This is a genomic window from Bradyrhizobium sp. 6(2017), from assembly GCF_011058295.2.
Lineage (GTDB): Bacteria > Pseudomonadota > Alphaproteobacteria > Rhizobiales > Xanthobacteraceae > Bradyrhizobium > Bradyrhizobium septentrionale.
Window position 1 is genome coordinate 3,135,919 of sequence record NZ_CP049289.2, and the last position, 24,354, is coordinate 3,160,272.

A 24,354-nucleotide genomic window follows, 5' to 3' on the forward strand; every position below is an offset into this window, starting at 1 on the left:
TCGTCGGCCCGGCACAACGATCGCCCGCCAAGCGGCGACGGAACCAGCGGGAGTGAAGCGATGGCAGAGGCGCTGCGCAGGCCGGCATCAATCGATGTCAGCAATCCCCGGCTCTATCAGGACGACATTTGGCGGCCGCTGTTCGCGCAGCTTCGCCGCGACGATCCCGTGCATTATTGCGAGACTTCGGCCTACGGCCCGTACTGGTCGGTGACGCGCTACGACGACATCTTCGACGTCGAGCTGGATCACGACAACTATTCGTCGGAAATCGGCGGGATTCAGGTGGTCGATCAGCCCAAGGGCCAGGAAATCGCAAATTTCATCAGGATGGATCCGCCGGGCCATACGGCGCAGCGCCGCACGGTGGCCCCTATCGTGGCGCCGTCCAACCTCGCCAATTTCGAGCCGCTGATCCGCAAACGCACCTCTGCTGTGCTCGACGCGCTGCCGCGCAACGAGACCTTCGACTGGGTCGAGCGGGTCTCGACCAATCTCACCAACATGATGCTGGCGACCTTGTTCGATTTTCCCTGGGAAGATCGCATGAAGCTGACCTGGTGGTCCGATGTCGCAATCGCCAACGTCGATTCGCCCGACGCTGTCGTGCATTCGGAGCACGAGCGTTTCGAGGAGATGGTCAAGATGGGCGAGTATTTTCGCAAATTGTGGGATGCGCGCGCCGACGCGCCGCCGACCTTCGACCTGATCTCGATGCTGGTGCATTCGGAGGCGACGCGAAACCTGCAACCGCGCGAATTCCTCGGCACGCTGGCGCTTCTGATCGTCGGCGGCAACGACACCACGCGCAATTCGATGTCGGCCGGGCTGATGGCGCTGTGCGAGAACCCCGAGCAGTTCGAGCTGGTCCGCGCCCGCCGCGAGCTGACCCCGAGCCTGGTGTCCGAGACCATCCGCTACCACACGCCGGTGCTGCACATGCGCCGTACCGCCCGCAACGATGTCGAGCTCGCCGGCCGCCGGATCAGGAAGGGCGACAAGGTCGTGATGTGGTACATCTCCGGCAACCGCGACGAAGACAAGATCGAGCGTGCCGATGAATTCATCATCGACCGCGCCAAGCCGCGCCAGCATCTCGCCTTCGGCGCCGGTATCCACCGCTGCGTCGGCGACCGCCTCGCCGAGCAGCAACTCCGCATCCTCTGGGAGGAGGTTTTGGCGCGCGACCTCCGCTTTGAGATCATGGGCCCACCACAAAGGCTCTATTCCAATTTCATCCGCGGTATACGAAGCTTGCCGGTGATAATCGTGGATTGAGCCGCATTACCCGTCATTGCGAGGAGCGAAGCGACGAAGCAATCCATCTCGTCGCGTGGGGAAAGAATGGATTGCTTCGCTTCGCTCGCAATGACGAAAGAGGACATATCAAGGAATAAGAATGAAGAACGATCCCGTTGACGTCCTGATCATCGGCGCCGGCGCCTCCGGCGCCGCGGTGGCCTGGAGCCTCGCCGATACCAAGATGCATATCCTCTGCCTCGATCAGGGCGGCTGGATGAATCCCGCCGAATATCCGAGCACCGGGCGCGACTGGGAGGCGAAGTTCTACGGCGACTGGTCGTCGAGCCCGAACATCCGCAAGCGGCCCGAGGATTACCCTGTTAACGACGACAATTCGCCGATCAAGGTCGTCAACTTCAACGCCGTCGGCGGCTCGACCGTGATGTACACCGCGCATTGGCCGCGGCTGCATCCGTCCGACTTCAAGGTGAAGACGCTCGACGGTGTCGCCGACGACTGGCCGATCGATTACGACGCGCTGACGCCGTTCTTCGAGGAGAACGATCGCATCATGGGTACGTCGGGCCTGTCGGGCGATCCGCTGTCGCCGCTGAGCCATCCGCCGATGCCGCCGCAGCCGCTCGGTCTATCGGGCCCGCTGATCGGCAAGGCCATGAACAAGCTCGGCTGGCACTGGTGGCCATCGGACACGACCGTCGCGACGATGGACTATGAGGGCAGGGCGCGCTGCATCAATCTCGGCCATTGCACGCCGGCCTGCGCGCAGGGCGCCAAGTCCTCGACCGACATCACCTATTGGCCGCACGCGATCCGCGCCGGGGTCGAGGTCAAGACTCATTGCCGGGTACGCGAGATCCTGACCAACGAGCACGGCATGGCGTCCGGCGTCGTGTACTACGACAAGGACGGCGTCGAGCAGTTTCAGCCGGCCGAGGTCGTCATCATCGCCTGCAACGGCGTCGGCACGCCGCGGCTGCTGCTGAACTCGGTGTCAGGGAAATTTCCGAACGGGCTGGCGAACTCGTCCGGCCTGATCGGCAAGAACCTGATGTTCCACCCCTATGCGCAGATTTACGGCTATGTCGAAGAGCCGACCGATTCCAACCGAGCGCCGCCGACCTGCCTGTGGAGCAAGGAGTGGTATGACACGGACCTGTCGCGCGGCTTCGTCCGCGGCTACGGCGTCCAGTTCGTCCGCGGCGCGGGACCGGTATTCGAGGCCGTGACGAGCGAGCAGAAGGGCATTCTGCCCTGGGGCAAGGATCATCACCGTGCGTTCCGCAAGCTCAACGGTCATCGGCTCGGATTCTCCGCGATCTGCGAAGACCTTCCGGAGGAGCATAATCGCGTCACGCTCGATCCCGTGCTGAAGGACAGCCACGGCATTCCCGCGCCCAGGATCGACTACACGATCAGCGAGAACAGCCGGAAGATGATGGACCACGCGCTGGCGCGCGGCCGCGAAGTGCTCGAAGCCGCCGGCGCGACCGATTTCTGCATCAACGCACCGATCTCGTGGGGCGGCTGGCATCTGCTCGGCACCGCGCGGATGGGCACCGATCCCGCGCGCTCCGTGGTCAACGAATGGGGCCGCTCGCACGACGTGAAGAACCTCTTCATCGTCGACGGCAGCATCTTCGTCACCTCGGGCGGCGTGAACCCGACCTCCACCATCCAGGCCCTCGCGCTCTACATCGCCGACCAGATGAAGCAGCGCCTCGCCAATCTGTTCGACTGAGACCGTCATGTCCGATGTAAAAGAACTGACCGCAGCCCAGCGCGCCGATCTCCGCACCGTCGCCGCGATGATCGTTCCCGCAAGTGAAGAGTACAAGGTACCGGGCGCGGACGATGCCGCGATCCAGGCCGACATGCTGGCAACGCTCGGCCGCGACACCGCGCCGGTCGCGCAGGCGCTGGATCATCTGGCTGATCTCGCCGGCAAGCCGCTCGCCGAGCTCGACGTTGCCGGGCGCAGCGCGGTGGCGCAGGAATTTCGCGCCCGCGGCGGCCCTGCCGCGGCGACGCTCATTCGCGTCGTGCTGCAATGTTACTACCGCGACGACCGCGTGCTGCGCTCGCTCGGGCTCGAGGTGCGCGCACCGTTCCCCAAGGGGCACGTGCTGCCGGACGGCGACTGGTCGCTGCTCGATCCGGTCAGGGAGCGCGGCGGGGTGCTGCGGCGGGTGCCCTAGCCAGCCGGGCAGGCCTGCGCGGGCGCGTAACCACTTGCGGCGGCGGGAGCCGGTCACCATCTGAGGAGACCAAAGGACTCTCGCCATGCTGGATTTTACCTCAGATACCGCCGGTGACACGCTGTCATCGCGGGCGGCTGACGCTGCCCGTGACGATGACCGGGCTTTGCTGGATGCCTATTCCAATGCCGTGATCGATGTGACCGAACGCGTCGGCCCCGCCGTGGTCCGCGTCGAAACCGGGCCGAAGGTACGCAATGCGCGCGAGCGCGGCGGGCTCGGTTCGGGCATCGTGATCTCGCCCGACGGGCTCGTGGTCACCAACAGCCATGTGGTCGGATCGTCGAAGGAGATCCGCCTGCGCGACACCGAGGGCTTCGACACCGACGCCCATGTGCTCGGCGTCGATCCCGACACCGATCTCGCGCTGCTGCGCGCCGATGGCGCGCGAGATCTGGCCTATGCCTCGCTCGGTAACTCCAAGACGCTGCGGCGCGGCCAGCTCGTGGTCGCGATCGGCAATCCGCTCGGCTTCGAATCGACGGTGACCGCCGGCGTGGTCTCGGCGCTGGGACGCTCGATCCGCTCGGTCAGCGGGCGGACCATCGAGGACGTGATCCAGACCGACGCCGCGCTCAATCCGGGCAATTCCGGCGGCCCGCTGGTGTCGTCGAAGGGCGAGGTGATCGGGATCAACACCGCGATCATCAACGGCGCGCAGGGCATCTGCTTTGCGGTCGCCTCTAACACCGCGCAATTCGTGCTGTCGGAGATCATCCGTCACGGCTATGTCCGCCGCGCCTATATCGGCGTCGCAGGCCAGACCGCGCCGGTGCCGCGGCGGCATGCGGTGCTCGCCGGCGTCGAGAACAAGATGGGCGCGCTGCTGATGCAGATCGAGCCGGACAGTCCGGCCGCGCGCGCGGCGCTGCTGCCGGGCGACGTCGTGATCAGGCTCGACGGCATCGAGATCAACGGTGTCGACGATCTGATCCGCGCGCTCGATCACAGCCGGATCGATCGCACGCTGTCGATGGACGTGCTGCGCCTCGGCCGCCTGCGCGCGATCGACATCCACCCGATCGAGAGGAAGCCGGCGAAACAGTAAGACAATCCCATCCCCGCACGAGATGCACTCTCTCTCCTTGTGGGAGAGGGTCGCTTCGCGCAGCGAAGCGGGGTGATGGGTCTTTCTCCGCGATCTCATCTGTGGAGAGAACCCCTCATCCGGCGCTTCGCGCCACCTTCTCCCAAGAACACCATCGGTCTGTGCTCGGGGCCGTCAAGCCCAAGCCTTTCGGCGGTTTCGGCGGCCGCTAGAGTGCTCGTATACTCGGTTGAAGTCAGCCGGTCTTCCTACAAGGTTGAAATCCGATCCATTTTCTAGTAAACTGCACTTCCATTTGCGCGCGACCGTCTCGCGTCGCTTAGTCTTAAAGCTTTACGTGAAGCAAGGAATTACGATGCTTCCTTGCATGACGACTGCGATTGCTATGCTGTTGCTAAGCTCGACAGTATTTTGTTGAGCTCAATCCGAGCCCAGATCGTATTACGACACGCGATTGCGTCGTCACGGTTTTTAGTGACCGACGCCGGATAATTCGCGGCGGGGTGTTGTATGCATCACCCTTCACAGACCGGAACCCGTTAGTCCGAAATGTGACGTTACTGCGGAGAGTTGAAATGACGATTGCGCTCTTGCTTGTCCCTAATCAGGGCGACAGTAAAGATAATTTCCTCGCCGTAGCGCGTGACCTGAAAGCAAATTTTTGCAAGAAATCAGTTATTTTTGCGGTTACCTGGGATGGGACGCCCTCAACCGGGCCTTCGGCTTCTCCTATTGGTGGAGTTCCAACAGGGTTCAGCACGAATTTTTGGGAGTCAGTCGCCGCAGCAGATACTTTCATTTCGCTTTCCCATAGCGGCATACAAGACGGCCCGATGATAGGTCCGGAAGGTGAGCAACCTTGGCCCACCACCGGGGCGGGCACCGCACTTAGCGATGAGGCGCTCCGATTTTGGCGGCGAATTGGTTGGGGAATCGGCGACGGCGGGCGAGTTCTGATCGCAGGCTGCGATACGGCGCATTCATATGGCAAGCTCGTATCGAAGATTATGACACCTACAGTTTTTGGATTTGCTCAACACATCGGTGCCGGCGTCATATCCGAGATGCGGATGTATATCGGCAATTATTTCCTGCAGAACCGTGTTGGAAAGAACGTTGTCAAATGCTGATCTCCTAAAGAAAAGGCGATTATACCGTTCGCACATATACGGCTGTTGGTGCTTTGATTGTTGTGTGGCGCGTCAACAGCAAAACGCCCCGCCGCGTTATCAGGCGACACCACACCGGCGTAGCCGGTCTGCCCGAAATGTGGTGCCCACACCAGTCCGGTCTTCCACTGCCGCCACCGCCACTGTCCGCTTCGAGACGACGGCGGGCGCTGATGGACGAGCTGCGCTATGCTCAACGGGTCGAGAGCGACGCCGAGGAAGCCTGAGCGAGGTCGCGATGGAAAAACGACCGACGAAAGAAAGCAGCAGCTAGTGAAGCTGTTCGCCGAGGCAGTTGCCGTTGCGGAGCGCGCGCGTGACGATGTTGGGAAAGACCCCGTTCTCTAATTGCAGTTTGAACGCGAACTGGACGAGTTGCGCAAGCTAATGCGTGCCATTCAGGAGGAAATCGAAAAAATTGGGATCGGATAGCGGCGTCGGGGGAGTTCGCGCGGCTGATGATCTGGTCGAGGACGAGGCCAGCGGCCATTGCCGGAGCCCTTCGCGCTCATAGCATCATCACGACCGACGACAACAGCGACAGCACCGCCACGACAGGAGCGGGCGACCGATAGCCGACGGCGTCACGTTATGTCGCGACTGCCGACAGATTGCGGAGGGACCGCCATCCTTCGACGATCCCCGCCAGACTGTCGCGGACATCACGTCATCCGACGACACGGTGCGAGCCATCGACAATGGGGTGTCCGCGCTTGAGGCAAAAGCAATCGTAGGCATTATTCCGAGAACCGTGTAGCTTCCTCGCACCGTCACGCCCTTTGCTTGCCGGAAGCCGCTGCCCACAAAACGGAGACACGCCGAACTCTCCGCTTCTCTTCAAATTGCAGCCTTGGTGCCATTGGCAGGCGCGATCTTCAGAACTGGCCATTCACAGATCACCAGCGTGCGCGCTGTACAGGTGCGCCCGACTGTCGGACACGATTAGATCAAAGAGGGCAAAGTCATGAGCAAAACCTTGTCGCTGCTACTGGTGCTGTTGTTCGTCACTATCGGCCATGCGCGGGCGGACCCGCTCACTGAGGACATGACGAAACTCAATGCGCAATGGGACGCCGCGATCAACGATCCAAATTTCGATGCCTTGCTGCCAATGTATGAAACCGATGCCAGTCTAATCCCGCCCGGCGCACCGCCCGTTTCGGGTGCGACTGCGATACGCGACTTCTTTGCCAAAAGGGGGACGAGCGTCAGAAATCACAAGCTCGAGCTTGTCGAGGTTCTACCAATGGGGAACTACGCATACGTGACCTCGCGCTTCAAAGCGTCCTTGGTCAAAGGCGAGGAAACGACCAAGCTGTCCGGAAGTACCGTTAAGCTTTACGAACACCAGTCCAACGGCGAATGGAAGGTTAAGTCCCATATTTTCGTTCGGGAATAACCAGCCAAGGCGCATTTGATTTTGATCACCACGACAAGAGAGGGCGACCGATAGCGAACGGCATCACGTCATCGCGCGTGCGCGCTCGATGCCGGCTCGCGGTGATGCGTACGCTGGCGTGCGGCTCTCGATAAACACTACGAGCCGAAGGTACGTGATGAATGTTTCCATGAAGCTTTTGACGGGCGGATGGGTACTCCAATCCGCGAACTTTGAATTTGAGGACGGGGAAATTATCGAAATCTATGGCCCAAATCCGATGGGCGGTGGTTTTTGGCGAACAAGGGAGGATGATAGCTATCTTGACCGCCAATAATCGCCCCACAACGGGTGACGACCATAGCAAAGCCGAGCTATTCAACACGATGCTGGCTTATTCGGGAAAATTCAAACTGAGCGGCGACACATTTACGACGACCGTCGATATAAGTTGGGTTACCGAGTGGCTGGGTACGGAGCAGCTTCGTTATGTACACCTCGACGGCGACATTCTTTCCTTGCGCACACCAATTCATGAACACCCTCGCTATCCCGGTCGAAGAGGATTTGGCGATCTAAGATGGCGTCGCGAAAAGTAATTAATGCGTCATTAGCTTCAGGAACAGGCGTGAGCGGCTCGGCCATTAGAAGGCCCTAGAGCGCGCCACAGCGTCGGGCTACAAGAAAACACCGGGCAGGACCGCGCCAGCGATCACCACTTTTCCCGGAATGCGATCTGTTTGGCGTGATCGCTGTTCACCACCAGTATGGCCACCGCCACCCCTCATAGAGGCGCCAAGACGACACCAGGGGCGGCGCATATGGATCGACCCGGTCGTCTTCGGGGCGATAGCGATATCGTGGAACAATATAATAGTCCCACGGAGTCGGCCTTATCACGGGCGTCGTGATAACGACCCTCGTTCGTTCATGAACGACTTGTACCTTCCGCGCCCGGGCTTCAGCACCGGACGCCCCGAGGTTACACAGCACCAGGGCCGCTCCGACAGTGCACACGACGGTCATAATCTTCATCTTCATGCATCGGCCTCCTAACCTGAGAGTGCAAAAGGACTCAAAGCAAGGCAAGCTAATTCGCTCTTGGCTGGCTTGAATCACCGCTTCTGGCCCCTCTCGGACTTGCGGCAATGCCCGCTGTCGCGCTCCTGTCAGGGCCATGGCAGACGTCCAACACGCGTGATCCGAGCCACCTCGATTTATGAGTACACGCCCCAGCTAGTGGTAGTCGATTATCTCCACGTCCGCCGGACCGGTGTCGGTTCACCGGAATACGACCCGCCATTGGTGATTGATAGGAATCGAGTGCTTACCCGGCAAGTCGCCCTTGCACCGGCATGGTGGGTGAGAATCGCGACGGACGCCTACGCTCTTGCGCCGGGATGTCCGCGGGATTTCTGAATAATAGAAGATATCGCTGATTTGCCCGACGCGTCAAGTTGCTTGTCCGGTTGCCGGCGGCCGCCCTGCTACTTTGCATGGGGTTGTTTTCGATATTTTTGAGTTCTCCAGCGTCACCAGCAGTAGTGGCGGCTGGGCACTTCGAATGCGAAAGCATCGGAGCCGGCTGAGGGGTCTCTATCCGCGGAGACAGACCCCTCATCCGGCGCCGTAGCCGACGCTATGCGTCGGCGTCATTTAATTGACGGCGGCCGTAGGCCGCCTACGCCACCTTCTCCCACAAGGGGAGAAGGGAAGAGGGCTGTTACTGCAGCGCGGCCAGCAGTTCGTCGGGCTGCTCGACCATCATCATGTGGCCCGCGCCCGGCAGCACCACAATGCGGGCATTCGGCGTCGCAGCGGCGAGTGTCTTGCCGGCCTTGGCCGGGGTCATCATGTCGCGCTCGCCGAGGACGAAGGTCGCGGGCACCTTGACCGCGGCCGCCGCCGTGAGCGCGTTCTGGTAGGCGTTGCAGGCGTTGAGGTCGTTGTACAGCACGCCCGGCTTCGCCTCCTGCAGCACCCGCTGCGCGCCCTGGTGCATCCACATCCCCGGCGCGAGGCTACCGCCGAGCTCGGCCTTGAAGCCGAGGCCCCAGATCGAGACCATGTCGATCGCGTCGGCATCGTTGGCCTCGGCGGCCTTCAACAGGTCGGGGCCGACCGTCATGGTCGCGGCGGTGCCGATCAGCGCAAGGCCGGAGACCTTGTCGGGATGCCGCGCCGAGGTCTCGATCGCGATCAGCGACCCCATCGAATGGCCGATCAGCCGGGCCTTCGCTGCGCCGGCCGCGGCAATCAGCGCTGCGGTCCAGTCGGCCATCTCGGCGATTGTCTTCAGCGGCTTGCCGGCGGAGCGGCCGTGGCCGGGGAGATCTGGCGCCAGCACCGAAAAACCATGATGTGCGAACCAGCGGCTGTGCAGCGCCCAGGTCGAAGAGTCGAAGCCGGCGCCGTGGATCATCACCACCGTGGCGAGCTCCGCATCGAACGGCTTGCCGCCGGTCGCAACAAAGGTGTCGATGCCGTTGACGGAAAGCTGCATGGCTCAGGTCCTTTGCGAGGCGCGCAGCGCCTGGCCGAGATCGTCGATGATGTCCTGCGCGGTCTCGATGCCGACCGAGAGCCGCACCAGCTCCTCGCCGATCCCGGCGGCCTTGAGCTGATCGGCATCCATCTGCTGATGCGTGGTGCTGGCGGGGTGGATCACCAGCGTCTTGGCGTCGCCGACATTGGCGAGATGGCTGATCAGCTTCAGGGACTCGATGAACTTCTTGCCGGCGGCGCGGCCGCCCTTGATGCCGAAGCTGATGATCGAGCCGGCGCCGCGCGGCAGCAGCTTCTTTGCCAGCGCGTAGTCCGGATGCGTCTCCAGCGACGGATGCAGCACCCAGTCGACCGCTTTGTTCGCGGCGAGGGCGTCCAGCACCGCATGGGTGTTGCTGACATGGCGGTCCATGCGGACGCCCAACGTCTCGATGCCCTGCAACAGCTGGAATGCGTTGGTCGGCGACAGGCAGGCGCCGAAATCGCGCAGGCCCTCGGTGCGGGCGCGCATGATGAAGGCGGCCTTGCCGAACTGCTCGTCGAAGACGATGCCGTGATAGCCGGCATAGGGCTCGGTGATCTGCGGGAATTTGCCGGAGGCGCGCCAGTCGAACCGGCCTCCGTCGACGATGACGCCGCCGATCGCGATGCCGTGGCCGCCCATCCATTTGGTCGCCGAATTCATCGTGATATCGGCGCCGAGCTCGATCGGCTGGCTCAGATAAGGCGTCGCGAAGGTGTTGTCGATCAGAAGCGGAATCTTCGCATCATGCGCGATCTGCGCGACCGCCGGGATATCGAGCACCTCGAGGCCAGGATTGCCGATGGTCTCGCCGATCACGAGCCGCGTGTTCGGCTTGATCGCGGCGCGGAATTCGTCGAGCGCGCGCGGCTTCACGAAGGTGGTGGTGATGCCGAAGCGCGGCAGCGTATGTGCCAAAATGTTGATGGTGCCGCCATAGAGCGAGGCCGAGGCGACGATATGGTCGCCGGCATTGAGCAGGGTTGCGATCGCCAGATGCATCGCGGCCATGCCGCTGGCGGTGCAGATCGCGCCGACGCCGCATTCGAGCGCGGCGATGCGCTCCTCCAGAACCGCGGTGGTCGGGTTCGAGATCCGCGTATAGATGTGACCGGCGCGTTCCAGGTTGAACAGCGCCGCGGCGTGGTCGGCGTCCTGGAAGACGTAGGACGTGGTCTGATAGATCGGAACCGCGCGCGCGCCGGTCGCGGGATCGGGGCGCTGGCCGGCGTGCAGGCTCAGGGTTTCGAAGGCAGGCGGCTTGGGTGCGGGCATGCGAAACTCGTCAGGTCAGTCGATCGGAGTGATCGGTGCGTTGATTTAGACGTGAACTGCGGTGCGAACACGGCCGACATTGCCGAACACGCGCAAATAGCGCTCGACCTCGGACGGGATGCCGGTCGCCTTCTCCGGATTGTCGGAGAGTTTGACGGCGGGCCGGCCGTCGACCGACGTCACCTTGCAGACGATCGAGATCGGATCGAGGGCCGCGGTGCCGTCGGGCGCGCAGCCGACGAAATCGTTGGTGAGGTTGGTGCCCCAGCCGAAGCTGACGCGCACGCGGCCCTTGAAGTGATGGAACGTCTCCTCGATCGAGCCGACATCCATCGCGTCGGAGAACACCAAAAGCTTCTCCTTGGGATCGCGGCCCTTCTGCTTCCACCACTTGATGATGTCTTCGCCGGCCGTGATCGGCGGCGCGCTATCGGGACGAAAGCCGGTCCAGTCGGCGACCCAGTCGGGCGCATCGCGCAGGAACGGTTTGGTGCCGAACGCATCGGGCAGGGCGATCAGCAGGTTGCCGCCATAGGTGTGGCGCCACTGGTCGAGGATGCGATAGGGGGCCCAGCGCAGCGCCTCGTCGTCATTGGCGAGCGCGGCCGCCACCATCGGCAGCTCATGGGCGTTGGTGCCGATCGCCTCGAGGTCGTTGTCCATCGCGAGCAGCACGTTCGACGTTCCGGTGAAGGACGGACCGAGACCTTCCTTCACCGCCTCGACGCACCAGCGCTGCCATAGGAAACCGTGGCGGCGGCGCGTGCCGAAATCGGACAGCCGCAAGCCATCCAGCTTGCGCAGCCGCTCGACCTTGGCCCACAGCTTGGCCTTGGCGCGGGCGTAGAGCACGTCGAGCGCGAAGCGTCCGTAGGTCTTGGTCGCGGCGCGGGAGCGCAGCTCATTGAGGATCGCGAGCGCCGGGATCTCCCACATCGTGGTGTGGGTCCACGGCCCGTGGAAATGCAGCTCGTACTGGCCGTCGACCTTGTGCAGCTCGTATTCGGGCAGGCGGAAGGCCGAGAGCCAGTTGATGAAGTCGGGCGAGAACATCTGGGTCTTGCCGTAGAACGTGTTGCCGGCGAGCCAGATCAGTTCCTTCTTGGTGAAGCGGATGGTGCGGGCGTGGTCGAGCTGGGCGCGCAGCTCGCCCTCGTCGATGACCTCGGCGAGCCGGATATGGGTCGAGCGGTTGATCACCGAAAAGGTCGTGCGCGTGTCCGGATAGCATTCCCGGATCATCTGCAGCATCAACAGCTTGTAGAAATCGGTGTCCAGCAGGCTGCGCACGATCGGGTCGAGCCGCCAGCCATGGTTGTAGGTCCGGGTCGCGATATCTGTCACGGTCATGCGGGAACCTTAGCCTGCCGAACGCCGCCCGCCCAGTGGGTATCCAGCGGAACATGGCAGGTCAGCGCGCTATGGTCCGCCGTATACGGCCGACCGTGGCGGCGACATCGGTCCATTCAGGCTTGCCCGGGGCAAATTGCCGCCGGAGGAACGTGACGAGCTCGGCGATCTGGCCGTCGCTCATGCTGTCCCTGAAGGCCGGCATGTAGCCGAGATCAGTCACGGCCGGCTTGGCGATGCCGTGCAGGATTACCTGGATCAGATTGTCGGGGACATCGCTGTGCAAATTGCTGTTGAGCGCCAGCGATGGCCGGCTGCCGAACAGCGGCGGTCCGCCGACCTCATGGCAGACGGCGCAGGCGCCTTGATAGATCCGCCCGCCCGCGGACGCGGCGGTGGTGACGGCGGTGGCGGTTTCGAGCTTGGCTACCAGTGCATCGTGAGCCGGCCGGTCAGCGCGCTCGTTGAACGAGGCGAGGTAGACCGCCATCGCGCGGATGTCCTGATCGGGCAGCGCGACGAGCTCCTGCACGACCGGCGCCATCGGGCCCGCGGCAACGCCGTGGAAGCGGGACTCGCCGGTGCGCAGATAGGCGTAAAGCTCATCCTCGCTCCAGGGCACCGGCGCCTTCGACAGCGACGTCAGCGCCGGAGCCTCCCAGCCCTCGGCGAAGCCGCCGGCGAGATAGGCGGCCTGCCGTTCGGCGCCGAGCGCGTTGCGTGGCGAGTGACAGGCGCTGCAATGGCCGAGACCTTCGATCAGATAGGCACCGCGATTCCATATCACTGATTTCGATGGATCGGGCTGGAACGTACCCGGCTGATGGAACAGCGCATTCCATCCGGCGAGCAGCGGCCGCAGGTTGAACGGAAATGCCAGCGTGTTCGGCGGCGTCTCGGCGCGCACCGGCGCCTGCGCCATCAGATAGGCATACAGCGCCTGCAGGTCGGCATCGGTAGTCTTGGCAAAATGCGTGTATGGAAACGCCGGATAGAGATGGCGCCCGTCGCGATGAATGCCCTCGCGCATCGCGCGCTCGAAGGCGGGGTAGGACCAGGCACCGATCCCGGTCGCGACATCGGGCGTGATGTTGGTCGTGGTGATGACGCCGAACGGCGTCTCGAGCGGCCGGCCGCCGGCGTTCACGATGCCATGCTCCGCCGTGTGGCAGACCGCGCAGGCGCCGAGTGCCGCAAGCTCTTTGCCGCGCGCGATCGTCGCGGCGGAATAGACCGCGGCATCGGGCCGGGCGATCGGCGCGATTGCGCGCCAGGGCAGCACGGCCGCGCCGACACCGATCGCCGCGGCGCAGAGCGCGGCAATGCCGGCGAGCAGACCGCCGCGCTTTGCAAACGGATTCTGCCATCTGTTGAGGTCAGCCGTCTGCGCGGGCGGTGGAAGCGGCGCGGGCGCGACGGGTTGCTCGCCACGCAATCCCTTCAAAATGCGCTCCGGTGTGAACGGCAGCTCGCGAAAACGCACGCCGGTCGCGTCAAAGATCGCATTGGCGATGGCGGCGGCGCTCGGCACCGAGGCGGACTCGCCGACACCGAGCGGCGGCTGGTCCTGCCGCGGCAGCATCAACACATCGATCTTGGGCAGATCGGGGAATTGGATGATGGGGTAGGCGCCCCATTCCCGCGCCGCCACCGCGCCGCGCTCGAAGGAGACTTCTTCCATGAGCGCGCGGCTGGTCGACTGGATGACATTGCCTTCGATCTGGTGCCGTACCCCGTCCGGATTGATCATCAGCCCGGAATCCTGGCCGGCCACGACGCGCGTCACGCTGACGTCACCGGTTGCCTTGTTCACCGCGACGTCGGCAATCCAGGCCGACCATGCCGCGCCGTAGCCGGGAAACTTGCTGTGCACGTAGAGCGCATAGGCAAAGCCGCGGCCGCGAACGATGTCGCCTTCCGCCTCGGGCGCCTCGCGCACCGGGCGCGGCGTCCAGCCGGCGCGCTCGGCGACCGCGTTGACAAGATCGATCGCGCGCTTGTCCTTCAGATAGCGCAGCCGGTACTCGATTGGATCGGCCTCGGCTTCGGCGGCAAGCTCGTCGATATAGGATTCATGTGCAAAGGTGTTTGGCAGCGCCGACACGCCGCGAAACCAGGACGCGCGCACGATCGGCGGCATGTCGTTGGCGACGACGCGCATATTCTCGTAGTCGTAGGGCGGGATCGCGGTGCGGTCGCCCATCTCGAACACGGCGGCTTCAGGCGCGATCCGCCCGGTGAGCAGCAGCGCCAGCGTCGGCGCGCCGTTCGACGGATAGCGCGTGGAAAAATCGTAACCGGCGACGCTGCCGTCGGCGTTGAGGCCGCCATTGACGTCCATCAGCTGCGCGGTGCCCTTCGGCTCCCACGCATGTTCCTGCTCGCGGGTGAGCTGGACGCGCACCGGGCGACCGACCGCGCGCGACAGCAGCAGCGCATCAGCGGAGACGTCGTCGGCGCAGTTGCGGCCGTAGCAGCCGGCGGCCTCCATCCTGATCACGTCGATCTCGGATTCCGGCCGCTGGATCAGCAGCGCAAGATCGCTGCGCAGGATGTGCGGGTTCTGGGTGCCGGACCAGACGCGGATCGCGCTCTCGCTATAGTCGGCAACCGCACAGGACGGCCCGATCGAGCCGTGCATCTGGTAGGGCCAGAGATAGGTCCGCTGCATCGGCTTGGCCGCCGCCTTGATCGCGGCATCGACGTCGCCCTTGTCGATCAGCTGGCGCGGCGTCGAGGGATTGGCGCGCAGCGCCTTCTCGATGTCGGCAAGATCGGTCAGTGCCGGTCCCGGCTTCCAGCTCACCTTGAGCTGTGCGGCGGCCTTGATGGCGTTCTCCTCGCGCTCGGCAACGACACCGACGAAATCAGCGATCCGCACCACCGCGACGAGGCCGGGGATGTCGCGCACCGAATCCTCATCGACCGCGATCAGGCTGGTGCCGACGAACGGTCCGGCATCGACGCCGGCGTAAGGCGGGCGGACGACGCGGCCGTGCAGCATGCCGGGTACGCGTACATCGTGGACATAGACGAGCTCGCCGGTGGCCTTCGCCGGCAGGTCGACCCGCGGCACGGACTTGCCGACGACCGAATAGGCGCTGACGGCCTTGACCGGAACGTCGTCGGCGAGCTCGAGCCGGATGGTCTCGTCCGCGATCAATTCGCCATAGCTGACGCTGCGGTTGTCGTGACCGCGGACCAGGCCGTCCTCGATCGTGAGGTCGCCGAGCGGCAGTTCGAGCCGCTCGGCCGCGCGTGCGAGCAGGAAATGCCGCGCCTGCGCCGCCGCCTTGCGCAAGGGAACGGCGGTGATCTGGATGGTCTCGCTCGCGATCGTCGCGCCCTGGTTCGGCACCATTGCGGTGTCACCGAGGATTACGACGACGCGGGCAAACGACACGTCGAGCTCTTCGGCGACGATCTGCCCGAGCGCAGTGCGGATGCCGGTGCCGAGATCGACATGGCCGTTATAGGCATTGACCGAACCGTCCGCGCTGACGGTGATGAAGGTCTCGAACGCGCCTTCCGCGCCCAGCACCGCAGGGCGAACGACGGACAGTGAGCCGCGCGCGCGTTGCTCCGAACCGGCCATCAATCGCGCGCCTCAAGTGTGTGGCCAGCTGCGCGCCTCGCGGCGCGGACGATCTCGATATGCGCGCCGCAGCGGCAGAGATTGTAGCGCAGCGCTTCCAGCACCTCGTGCTCGGAAGGGGTCGGGTTGCGCGTCAGCAGCGCCTTGGTGGTGATGATCATGCCGTTGAGGCAATAGCCGCACTGTGCGGCCTGCTCTCGGATGAATGCATCCTGCACGGGATCGGGATGCTCGCGGCTGCCGAGACCTTCGAGCGTGACGATGCTGCGCCCGGCGCAGCCTTCGATCGGAATCACGCAGGCGCGTGCGGCGACGCCGTCGATCAGCACCGCGCAGGCGCCGCACTCGCCGAGCCCGCAGCCATATTTCGGTCCGTTCAATGCGAGATCGTTGCGCAGCACGTAAAGCAATGCGGTGTCGGGAGCGGCGTCGACATCATGATTCCTGCCGTTCACGGTCAGGCGCATTGCCCCGGTTCTCCCCTGAAGTTTGCGCTGCAACGCCAGCGTCCAAATCGCGGATGAGGATAACGTTTGTATACAAACGTGCAAGCGGCGGCATGCCGCGCTGCAGCGAGTGCACGCTTTATGAACAGGGTGCGCAAGCGAATGGCAGGGTTTGATTGCAAAGGCCGCTTGACAGGTCTCAAGCTCGCGCGCAGGATCATTCGTATACGAACGATATAGTCGGGAGGCGGAAGCGCAGTATGATCGACCGTCCCCGCAAGTCCAGGCTGGGTCACGATGGCTGACACAATCACCGTCGCCGCCGGCGACAAGATCCGCTGCGATGCCTGTCCGGTGATGTGTTACATCAAGCCGGGCGCGGCCGGCGCCTGCGATCGCTACGCCAACCATGATGGCACGCTGGTGCGCGTCGATCCGCATGTCGTGCTGGAGCGCACCGTGTCGCACGGCGGCAAGCTGGTGCCGTTCCAGGTGAGCGGCGACTGGGACGGCAAGATCGTCCGCCAGCCCGATCTCTTCGTCACCGCGATCGGCGCCGGAACCACCTATCCGGATTACAAGCCGGCGCCTTTCATCGTGTCGTCGGAGGTTGACGGCGTCGACATGGTGACGGTGGTGACCGAAGGCATTTTCTCCTATTGCGGCGTCAAGGTGAAGATCGATACCGACCGCTATCTCGGCCCGGAAACCGCTATTGTCCGCGCGGAGGGCGAGGCGGTCGGCCACGTCACGACCAGCGAATATGGCTCGCAGATGCTCTCGCTCGGCGGCGTGCATCATCTGACCGGCGGCTCCAAGAAGGAAGGCCGCGTCACCTGCGACACGCTGATGGATCTCTCCAACTGCAAGGCGGTGGAGCTTGTGATCGACGGCGGCGCCACTGTCGTGGTGCAGGCCGGCCAGCCGCCGATCGTCAACGGTGTGGCGGAAGAGCGGATGCGGGTCGGCTGCGGCTCGGCCACCATCGGCATGTTCGCCAAGCAATGGCACGGCAAGGTCGATGAGGTCGTGGTGGTCGACGACCACATCACCGGCGTGCTCAGCGAGCATCAGGCCGGCAAGCTGCTCGACATCGCCGATACCGGCATCAAGATGAAGGGCCGGCGCTCGACGCCCGGCCGCTATTTCCAGGTCGCCGATCCCGGCACCGGATGGGGCGGCACCAACATCTCCGATCCGCTGTCGATCCTCGGTCCCTTCAATGCCAAGGAGGCGCGGCCCGGGCTCACCATGCTGATGGTCTCGACCACCGGCGAGCATGCCTCCTACTACGTGCTCGACGAGGCGCTGAAGCCGGTTGAGACCGAGATGCCGGCGGACCTCAGATTTTCGGTCGAACGCATCCAGGAGAATTGCGAGCCGGCGCTGTGCACCGTGCTGTTCATGGGCGGCGCGGGCGGATCGCTGCGCGCCGGGGTCACCGACAATCCGGTGCGGCTGACGCGCTCGGTCAAGGACGCGCTGACGCGGGTGACCAGTGGCGGCGCGCCGGTCTATGTCTGGCCCGGCGGCGGCATCACCTTCATGGTCGATGTCACGCAAATGCCGGCCGGCGCCTTCGGCTATGTGCCGACGCCTGCGCTGGTGGCGCCGATCGAGTTCACGATGAAACTGTCCGACTATGCGGCGCTCGGCGGCCATATGGATTATGTCCGGCCGCTGTCGTCGCTGCGGGACAGCGCGGAAGTTCGGCCGATGCCGTATCTTCCCGGGCGGCGCGCATGACCAGGCTCCCGCAAATCGCGCTTCTTCCTGACGGAAAGCGGCTGCATTTGCAGGACGGCCCGATTGATCTGGTCGTCGAGGTCAAGGGCAGGGATGTGGACGTGTCGGCCGCCTATCAGGCTGCGGCGGAGCGCTTTACCGGCTTGCTTGACGAACTCTGCATGGAACTCTCTGAGTTGCGCAGCGCGGCCAACCCGAAGCACAAAGCGCTGAAAGGCGTCGTCGCGCGGCGGATGCATGCGGCGGTCGCGCCGTTTGCCGCCGGTTGCTTCATCACGCCGATGGCGGCGGTCGCGGGCTCGGTCGCCGAGGAAATCCTTGGCGCGATGCTCGCGGCGGCGACGCTCGACCGCGCCTATGTCAACAATGGCGGCGATATCGCGCTATATCTGGGCGATGGCGAACAGTTCAGCGTCGGCCTGATGGACCGGCCGGACCGTCATGGCGTGATGCGCACGATGACCGTAGATGGCGACATGCCGGTCCGCGGCATCGCGACCAGCGGCCGCCACGGCCGCAGCTTCTCGCTCGGCATTGCCGATGCCGTCACCGTGCTGGCGCGCACGGCGTCGCAGGCCGATGCCGCGGCGACCGTGATCGCCAATGCGGTCGATCTGCCGGGTCATCCGGCGATCCTGCGCGTTCCGGCGAGCGAGTTGCAGCCCGACAGCGACCTCGGCGCACGGCTGGTGACCCGCGACGTCGGACGTCTGGCGGAACATGAGATCGAGCAGGCGCTCGAGGCGGGGGCGGCGCGGGCGCGCGACCTCCTGATGTCGGGATTGATCGAGGGCGCGGCATTGCGTCTACTGGGCGAAACGCGAATTGTCGGTGCAACTGGGGACGGAGGGCCGGCGTCGCACGCGTTTCAGGGACGAACGACAGACAGCATGCTGCAGGCATGACCGGGAGCGAGGCTGATACGATGAGCGCCGTCATTCGCAAAATCGTCACCGTGGTCGAGGAGACCCATCTGGAGATGGGCAAGACCATTGCGCCACCGACCCGGCGCGCCGCCGCGATCGCGGTGATCGAAAACCCCTTTGCCGGCCGCTATGTCGAGGATCTGTCGCCGCTGATCGCGATCGGCGAGGAGCTCGGCGAGTTGCTCTCGAAGCGGGCAGTGGCCGCGCTCGGCATCGACGGCGCCAAGGCGCATAGCTACGGCAAGGCCGCCGCCGTCGGCGAAAATGGCGAGCTCGAGCACGCGGCCGCGATCTTGCATCCCAAGATGGGCGCGCCGGTGCGCAAGGTGCTGTCGAAGGGCGCTGCGCTGATCCCGTCCTCGAAGAAGCGCTCGGGGCCCGGCACCACGCTGGATATTCCGCTCGGGCACAAGGACGCCGCGTTCGTGCGCAGCCATTTCGACGGCATGGAGGTGCAGATCAACGACGCGCCGCGGGCCAACGAGATCATGGTCGCGGTCGCGGTGACCGACAGCGGCCGGCCGCTGCCGCGCGTCGGTGGGCTGACGGTCGATGAGGTCAAGGGCGAAGACGGATTGCGATAATCTTTTTGCAGAACAACTGGAGGACGGGATGCGTGGTTATTTCGTAGGGGCGGGATTGGCGATCGCGGTTGCGACCATGGCAACGAGCGCCATGACAACGCAGGCCTTGGCGCAGAGCGAGATCAAGGTCGGCGAGATCAACTCTTATTCCCTGCTGCCGGCGTTCACCGAGCCCTATCGCAAGGGCTGGCAGCTGGCGGTGGAAGAGATCAACGCGGCCGGCGGCATCAACGGCAAGAAGCTCGTGGTCGTCTCCAAGGATGATGGCGGCAAGCCGGCGGATGCGCAGACCGCGGCGAACGAGCTGGTGTCGAGCGAAAACGTCGCGATGCTCACCGGCACGTTCCTCTCCAATATCGGCCTCGCCGTCAGCGATTTTGCAAATCAGAAGAAGGTGTTTTTCCTGGCAGCAGAGCCGCTAACCGACGCCATCACCTGGTCGAAGGGTAACCGCTACACATTCCGTCTGCGTCCCTCCAACTATATGCAGGCCGCGATGCTGGTCGAGGAAGCGGCGAAGCTTCCCGCAAAACGCTGGGCGACGATCGCGCCGAACTATGAATATGGTCAGTCGGCGGTCGCGGTGTTCAAGAAGCTGATGTCGGAGAAGCGGCCCGACATCCAGTGGGTCGACGAGCAGTGGCCGCCGCAGGGTAAGATCGACGCCGGCCCGGTGGTGCAGGCGGTGGCCGCGGCAAACCCGGAGGCCATCCTCAACGTCACCTTCGGTGCCGACCTTGTGAAACTCGTGCGCGAGGGTAACACCCGCGGTTTGTTCAAGGACCGCAAGGTCGTCAGCTTCCTGACCGGCGAGCCGGAATATCTCGATCCGCTGAAGGACGAGACGCCGGAGGGCTGGATCGTCACCGGCTATCCCTGGTATTCGATCAAGACACCCGAGCACGACGCGTTCCTGAAGGCTTACCAGGCCAAGTACAACGACTATCCGCGGCTCGGTTCGATCGTCGGCTACCAGACCATCAAGGCGGCGGCGGCGATCCTTGCGAAAGCCGGCTCGACCGATCCGGAGAAGCTGATCGCGGCGGCCGAGGGCATCTCGATGCCGTCGCCGTTCGGCGAGATCACCTTCCGCAAGATCGATCACCAGTCGACGCTCGGGGCCTTCACCGGCAAGACGGCGCTGAAGGACGGCAAGGGCATCATGGTCGACAGCGCCTATCGCAAGGGCTCGGACTATCTGCCCAGCGATGCCGAAATCGAGAAGCTGCGGCCGAAGGATTAGGCCTCTCGTTCTCTACGTAGGGTGGGTTAGCCGACTACGTCCGCCGTACCTCAACGAGCGAAGGCGGAAGGCGTAACCCACCGCCTCGCGGTGAAACGGCGGGTTACGCTTGCGCTAACCCGCCCTACGAAGTGACGCTTGTGTTCTCCAACGCGGACCGCCCATGGCCTTCTATATCGTCCAGTTCCTGACCGGTCTTGCCAGCGCGGCGTCGCTGTTCCTGGTCGCTTCGGGTCTGTCGATCATCTTCGGCGTGACGCGGATCGTGAATTTCGCGCATGGCGCGTTCTACATGCTCGGCGCCTATGTTGCCTTCACGCTGACCGAGCGCTTCGCCGGCGCGCTCGGCTTCTGGGGCGGCATCGTCGTTGCGGCGTTGATCGTTGCCGTGATCGGCGTGCTGGTGGAGATGCTGCTGCTGCGCCGGATCTATCATGCTCCCGAGCTGTTCCAGCTGTTGGCGACCTTCGGCCTGACGCTGATGGTCGAAGACCTCGTGGTGTTGATCTGGGGCCCGGACGATCTGGTCGGCCGCCGCGCGCCGGGCTTCAAGGGCGCGGTCGATTTCTTCGGCCAGAACATTCCAAGCTACGATCTGTTCCTGATCGTGCTCGGGCCGGTCGTGCTTGGCGTCCTCTGGCTCTTGTTCCAGCGCACCCGCTGGGGCGTCCTGGTGCGGGCGGCGACGCAGGATCGCGACATGGTCGCAGCGCTCGGCGTCAATCAGAAATGGCTGTTCACCAGCGTGTTCGCGCTCGGCGTCTTCCTCGCCGCGCTCGGCGGCGCATTGCAGATTCCGCGCGATGCCGTGCATCACGCGATGGACCTGCGCATCATCGTCGAGGTCTTCGTCGTGGTCGTGATCGGCGGCCTCGGCAGCATCATCGGCGCCTTTGTCGCCGCGGTGCTGGTGTCGGAGCTCAACGCCTTCGGCATCCTGATCTTCCCGAAGATCTCCATCATCCTGGTGTTCCTGGTGATGGCGGTGGTGCTGATCGTCCGTCCGTGGGGCCTGTTCGGCAAGCCGGAAGCGCCGGCGCGGCGCACGCCGGGCCTCACCGTCAACCCGTGGCGGCCGCTGACGGCGAACGAGCGGCTTGCCGCGATCGCGGTGCTCGTCGTCGCCGCGGCGCTGCCGTTCGTCGCCGGCAATTACGTGCTCACGGTCGGCTCGGAGATCGCGATCTTCGTGATCTTCGCAGTCAGCCTGCACTTCCTGATGTCGGTCGGCGGGCTCGCCTCGTTCGGCCATGCCGCCTATTTCGGCCTCGGCGCCTATGGCGTGGCGCTGCTCGCCAAGATGGCGGGCCTGCCGATGATCGCCTGCCTGCTACTTGGCCCGCTGCTCGGGCTGCTCGGTGCGGCCGTGTTCGGCTTCTTCGCCGTGCAGCTCTCCGGGGTCTATTTCGCGATGCTGACGCTGGCCTTTGCCCAGATCGTCTGGTCGATCGCGTTCCAGTGGGTGTCGGTCACCGGTGGCGACAACGGCATTCTCGGCGTCTGGCCTTCGAGCTGGGCGGCGAGCCCGGCGCACTTCTACTGGCTGTCGCTCGGCGTCGCCGCGCTCGCGGTCGTGATCCTCCGCATCATCGTGTTCTCGCCGTTCGGCTTCGCCCTGCGCGCCACGCGCGACTCTCCGCTGCGCAGCGAAGCGGTCGGCATCAACGGCAAGCGCATCCAGTGGACCGCCTTCGTGATCGCGGGCACCGTCGCCGGTCTCGCCGGCGCGCTGTTCGCCTATCTCAAGGGCAGCGTGTTCCCCGACAACATGAGCATCTCGCTGTCGGTCGATGCGCTGGTCATGGTGCTGCTCGGCGGCGTCGAGACCGTATCGGGCGCGGTGGTCGGGGCGATCGTCTATAAGGCGCTCAACATCTGGCTGGTCAGCCAGACCGATTTGTCAAAACTCGTGCTCGGCGGCTTCGTCGTGCTGATCGTGGTCGCCTTCCCTAAGGGTATCGTCGGCACGCTGGAAGCGCTGCTGCATCGCCGGCGCAAGTCCGGATCGTCATCGTCACCGCTGCTCACCTCCCGCATCGAGACCGCCGAATGAGCATGGCCCCCATATTGCTGTCGGTCGAAGGGCTGACGAAGTCCTATGGCGGCGTGCATGCCGTGCGCGGTGTCTCCTTCGAATTGCGCGCCGGCGAGATCCTGGCGCTGATCGGGCCGAACGGCGCGGGCAAGAGCACCTGCTTCGACATGCTCAACGGCCAGAATATTCCCGATAGCGGCCGCATCCGCGTGCTGGGGGCGGAGACCACCGGCAAGAAGCCGCGCGTGATCTGGCGCATGGGCGTCGGCCGCACCTTCCAGATCGCGGCGACGTTCCCGACCATGACGGTGCGCGAGAACGTGCAGGTCGCGCTGGTGTCGTATGGCGGGCAATTGTTCAATCTGTGGGCCTCGACCGCGGGCCAGGCGCGCGGCGAGGCCGGACGGCTGCTCGATCTGGTCGGCATGGGCGCCTATGCGGAGCGGCCCTGCGGCGAGCTTGCCTATGGCGACGTCAAGCGGCTGGAGCTTGCGATCGCGCTCGCCAATCAGCCGAAGCTGCTGCTGATGGACGAGCCGACCGCCGGCATGGCGCCGCGCGAGCGCGTCGAGCTGATGCGGCTGACGGCGCGGATCGCGCGCGAGCAGTCGATCGGCGTTCTCTTCACCGAGCACGACATGGATGTCGTGTTCGAGCATGCCGACCGCATCCTGGTGCTCAACCGCGGCAGCCTGATCGCCGAGGGCTCACCCGAAGAGGTGCGCGGCAATGCCCTGGTGCGGGCGATCTATCTCGGCGAAGGCTTGCTTTACGATGCGCGGCATCGCGAGGGAGCATCCGCATGAAGCTCACGGTGAGGGACCTCAACAGCTTCTACGGTCCGGCGCACATCCTGTTCGACATCGCGCTCGAGGTCGGCGAGGGCGAGGTGGTTGCTTTGCTCGGGCGCAACGGCGCCGGCAAGTCGACCACGTTCCGCTCCATCGTCGGCCTGGTCGAGAACCGCTCGGGCCGCATCATGTTCGAGGGCAGGGATGTCTCGGAGCTGCCGACGCACGCGATCGTGCGCGGCGGCCTCGGCTATGTGCCGGAAGAGCGGCGCATCTTCACTGACCTGACGGTCGAGGAAAATCTCGAGGTCGGCCGCCAGCCGAAACGGGCGGGCGCGCCGCAATGGGACCGCGACAAGCTGTTCAAGCTGTTTCCGAACCTTGGCGAGATGCGGGGACGGCCCGGTGGCCGTATGAGCGGCGGCGAGCAGCAGATGCTGACCATTGCGCGCACGCTGATGGGTAATCCGTCGCTGGTGCTACTCGATGAGCCCTCGGAAGGCCTGTCGCCGAAGATCGTCGAGCAGATGGTCGATGCGATCCTGGCGATGAAGAAAGAGGGCGTCAGCATCGTCGTCTCCGAGCAGAATTTGCATTTCGCTCGGCTGATCTCGGATCGCGCCTATATTATCGAGCGCGGCCGGATCTGTTTCGGCGGCACCATGGCGGAACTCGATGCACGTCCGGATGTCCGCGACGCGCATCTGTCGCTGTAAGGGCGGG

At 64.3% G+C, this 24,354-nt stretch carries 19 protein-coding genes; 14 read left to right on the top strand and 5 right to left on the bottom strand.

Going from position 1 to position 24,354, the window contains the following annotated elements; all coding sequences use genetic code 11:
• Positions 1 to 60: 60 nt before the first annotated feature.
• The 7 genes from G6P99_RS14710 (at position 61) to G6P99_RS14740 (ending at position 7,712) form a co-directional block, all read left to right on the top strand.
• Positions 61 to 1,278, top strand: coding sequence for a cytochrome P450 (locus G6P99_RS14710; RefSeq protein WP_029078214.1), 1,218 nt, complete (start codon positions 61 to 63; stop codon positions 1,276 to 1,278).
• A 121-nt stretch (positions 1,279 to 1,399) separates the two neighbouring features.
• Positions 1,400 to 3,001 carry a GMC family oxidoreductase gene (locus tag G6P99_RS14715; protein ID WP_165128629.1) on the top strand — a complete coding sequence of 534 codons (1,602 nt, stop codon included), beginning with the start codon at positions 1,400 to 1,402 and terminating at the stop codon, positions 2,999 to 3,001.
• Between the two features lie 7 nt (positions 3,002 to 3,008).
• Complete coding sequence (locus G6P99_RS14720) at positions 3,009 to 3,458, top strand: hypothetical protein (protein WP_029078213.1); 450 nt, start codon at positions 3,009 to 3,011, stop codon at positions 3,456 to 3,458.
• Positions 3,459 to 3,543: 85 nt separating this feature from the next.
• Positions 3,544 to 4,566 carry a S1C family serine protease gene (locus G6P99_RS14725; RefSeq protein ID WP_029078212.1) on the top strand — a complete coding sequence of 341 codons (1,023 nt, stop codon included), beginning with the start codon at positions 3,544 to 3,546 and terminating at the stop codon, positions 4,564 to 4,566.
• Between the two features lie 575 nt (positions 4,567 to 5,141).
• Positions 5,142 to 5,696: a hypothetical protein gene (locus G6P99_RS14730; protein WP_156928346.1), complete on the top strand. Its 555-nt coding sequence runs from the start codon at positions 5,142 to 5,144 to the stop codon at positions 5,694 to 5,696.
• A gap of 1,003 nt (positions 5,697 to 6,699) precedes the next feature.
• Positions 6,700 to 7,134 (top strand): YybH family protein, encoded by a 435-nt coding sequence (locus G6P99_RS14735; protein ID WP_029078211.1) that lies wholly within the window; start codon positions 6,700 to 6,702, stop codon positions 7,132 to 7,134.
• A 302-nt stretch (positions 7,135 to 7,436) separates the two neighbouring features.
• Positions 7,437 to 7,712 (top strand): lipocalin-like domain-containing protein, encoded by a 276-nt coding sequence (locus tag G6P99_RS14740; protein ID WP_165128631.1) that lies wholly within the window; start codon positions 7,437 to 7,439, stop codon positions 7,710 to 7,712.
• A 1,124-nt stretch (positions 7,713 to 8,836) separates the two neighbouring features.
• On the opposite strand, the gene G6P99_RS14745 is transcribed toward G6P99_RS14740, so the two are convergent.
• The 5 genes from G6P99_RS14745 to G6P99_RS14765 all read right to left on the bottom strand — a co-directional run bounded on the left by G6P99_RS14745 (position 8,837) and on the right by G6P99_RS14765 (position 16,327).
• On the bottom strand, positions 8,837 to 9,616 hold the full coding sequence (locus G6P99_RS14745) for an alpha/beta fold hydrolase (RefSeq protein WP_029078209.1): 780 nt from the start codon (positions 9,614 to 9,616) through the stop codon (positions 8,837 to 8,839).
• A 3-nt stretch (positions 9,617 to 9,619) separates the two neighbouring features.
• Positions 9,620 to 10,915, bottom strand: coding sequence for an O-acetylhomoserine aminocarboxypropyltransferase (locus G6P99_RS14750; RefSeq protein ID WP_029078208.1), 1,296 nt, complete (start codon positions 10,913 to 10,915; stop codon positions 9,620 to 9,622).
• Between the two features lie 45 nt (positions 10,916 to 10,960).
• Entirely contained in the window at positions 10,961 to 12,265 is a 1,305-nt protein-coding gene (gene pncB / locus G6P99_RS14755; RefSeq protein ID WP_029078207.1) for a nicotinate phosphoribosyltransferase, read from the bottom strand.
• Positions 12,266 to 12,326: 61 nt separating this feature from the next.
• Positions 12,327 to 15,860 carry a molybdopterin cofactor-binding domain-containing protein gene (locus G6P99_RS14760; RefSeq protein ID WP_165128633.1) on the bottom strand — a complete coding sequence of 1,178 codons (3,534 nt, stop codon included), beginning with the start codon at positions 15,858 to 15,860 and terminating at the stop codon, positions 12,327 to 12,329.
• A complete protein-coding gene (locus G6P99_RS14765; RefSeq protein WP_029078205.1) occupies positions 15,860 to 16,327 on the bottom strand; it encodes a (2Fe-2S)-binding protein in 468 nt (155 codons plus the stop codon). Before G6P99_RS14765 ends, G6P99_RS14760 begins: the two co-directional genes overlap by 1 nt.
• 276 nt (positions 16,328 to 16,603) lie before the next feature.
• Between G6P99_RS14765 and G6P99_RS14770 the strand changes: the two genes are divergently transcribed.
• The 7 genes from G6P99_RS14770 (at position 16,604) to G6P99_RS14800 (ending at position 24,347) form a co-directional block, all read left to right on the top strand.
• Complete coding sequence (locus G6P99_RS14770; RefSeq protein ID WP_029078204.1) at positions 16,604 to 18,052, top strand: hypothetical protein; 1,449 nt, start codon at positions 16,604 to 16,606, stop codon at positions 18,050 to 18,052.
• Positions 18,049 to 18,957 (top strand): UPF0280 family protein, encoded by a 909-nt coding sequence (locus G6P99_RS14775; RefSeq protein WP_165128635.1) that lies wholly within the window; start codon positions 18,049 to 18,051, stop codon positions 18,955 to 18,957. Before G6P99_RS14770 ends, G6P99_RS14775 begins: the two co-directional genes overlap by 4 nt.
• A gap of 20 nt (positions 18,958 to 18,977) precedes the next feature.
• Positions 18,978 to 19,562 carry an amino acid synthesis family protein gene (locus G6P99_RS14780; protein WP_029078203.1) on the top strand — a complete coding sequence of 195 codons (585 nt, stop codon included), beginning with the start codon at positions 18,978 to 18,980 and terminating at the stop codon, positions 19,560 to 19,562.
• Between the two features lie 28 nt (positions 19,563 to 19,590).
• Complete coding sequence (locus G6P99_RS14785; RefSeq protein ID WP_029078202.1) at positions 19,591 to 20,805, top strand: ABC transporter substrate-binding protein; 1,215 nt, start codon at positions 19,591 to 19,593, stop codon at positions 20,803 to 20,805.
• 163 nt (positions 20,806 to 20,968) lie between these two features.
• Positions 20,969 to 22,858: an ABC transporter permease gene (locus tag G6P99_RS14790; protein ID WP_029078201.1), complete on the top strand. Its 1,890-nt coding sequence runs from the start codon at positions 20,969 to 20,971 to the stop codon at positions 22,856 to 22,858.
• Positions 22,855 to 23,646, top strand: coding sequence for an ABC transporter ATP-binding protein (locus G6P99_RS14795; protein ID WP_029078200.1), 792 nt, complete (start codon positions 22,855 to 22,857; stop codon positions 23,644 to 23,646). Before G6P99_RS14790 ends, G6P99_RS14795 begins: the two co-directional genes overlap by 4 nt.
• Positions 23,643 to 24,347: an ABC transporter ATP-binding protein gene (locus G6P99_RS14800; protein WP_029078199.1), complete on the top strand. Its 705-nt coding sequence runs from the start codon at positions 23,643 to 23,645 to the stop codon at positions 24,345 to 24,347. Before G6P99_RS14795 ends, G6P99_RS14800 begins: the two co-directional genes overlap by 4 nt.
• The last annotated feature ends 7 nt before the right edge of the window (positions 24,348 to 24,354 follow it).

What these genes read in the sequence shown, in the direction of transcription:
- G6P99_RS14710 (WP_029078214.1), top strand. Translation starts at nt 61, where the DNA reads ATGGCAGAGGCGCTGCGCAGGCCGGCATCAATCGATGTCAGCAATCCC.
- G6P99_RS14715 (WP_165128629.1), top strand. Translation starts at nt 1,400, where the DNA reads ATGAAGAACGATCCCGTTGACGTCCTGATCATCGGCGCCGGCGCCTCC.
- G6P99_RS14720 (WP_029078213.1), top strand. Translation starts at nt 3,009, where the DNA reads ATGTCCGATGTAAAAGAACTGACCGCAGCCCAGCGCGCCGATCTCCGC.
- G6P99_RS14725 (WP_029078212.1), top strand. Translation starts at nt 3,544, where the DNA reads ATGCTGGATTTTACCTCAGATACCGCCGGTGACACGCTGTCATCGCGG.
- G6P99_RS14730 (WP_156928346.1), top strand. Translation starts at nt 5,142, where the DNA reads ATGACGATTGCGCTCTTGCTTGTCCCTAATCAGGGCGACAGTAAAGAT.
- G6P99_RS14735 (WP_029078211.1), top strand. Translation starts at nt 6,700, where the DNA reads ATGAGCAAAACCTTGTCGCTGCTACTGGTGCTGTTGTTCGTCACTATC.
- G6P99_RS14745 (WP_029078209.1), bottom strand. Translation starts at nt 9,616, where the DNA reads ATGCAGCTTTCCGTCAACGGCATCGACACCTTTGTTGCGACCGGCGGC.
- G6P99_RS14750 (WP_029078208.1), bottom strand. Translation starts at nt 10,915, where the DNA reads ATGCCCGCACCCAAGCCGCCTGCCTTCGAAACCCTGAGCCTGCACGCC.
- pncB (WP_029078207.1), bottom strand. Translation starts at nt 12,265, where the DNA reads ATGACCGTGACAGATATCGCGACCCGGACCTACAACCATGGCTGGCGG.
- G6P99_RS14760 (WP_165128633.1), bottom strand. Translation starts at nt 15,860, where the DNA reads ATGGCCGGTTCGGAGCAACGCGCGCGCGGCTCACTGTCCGTCGTTCGC.
- G6P99_RS14765 (WP_029078205.1), bottom strand. Translation starts at nt 16,327, where the DNA reads ATGCGCCTGACCGTGAACGGCAGGAATCATGATGTCGACGCCGCTCCC.
- G6P99_RS14770 (WP_029078204.1), top strand. Translation starts at nt 16,604, where the DNA reads ATGGCTGACACAATCACCGTCGCCGCCGGCGACAAGATCCGCTGCGAT.
- G6P99_RS14775 (WP_165128635.1), top strand. Translation starts at nt 18,049, where the DNA reads ATGACCAGGCTCCCGCAAATCGCGCTTCTTCCTGACGGAAAGCGGCTG.
- G6P99_RS14780 (WP_029078203.1), top strand. Translation starts at nt 18,978, where the DNA reads ATGAGCGCCGTCATTCGCAAAATCGTCACCGTGGTCGAGGAGACCCAT.
- G6P99_RS14785 (WP_029078202.1), top strand. Translation starts at nt 19,591, where the DNA reads ATGCGTGGTTATTTCGTAGGGGCGGGATTGGCGATCGCGGTTGCGACC.
- G6P99_RS14790 (WP_029078201.1), top strand. Translation starts at nt 20,969, where the DNA reads ATGGCCTTCTATATCGTCCAGTTCCTGACCGGTCTTGCCAGCGCGGCG.
- G6P99_RS14795 (WP_029078200.1), top strand. Translation starts at nt 22,855, where the DNA reads ATGAGCATGGCCCCCATATTGCTGTCGGTCGAAGGGCTGACGAAGTCC.
- G6P99_RS14800 (WP_029078199.1), top strand. Translation starts at nt 23,643, where the DNA reads ATGAAGCTCACGGTGAGGGACCTCAACAGCTTCTACGGTCCGGCGCAC.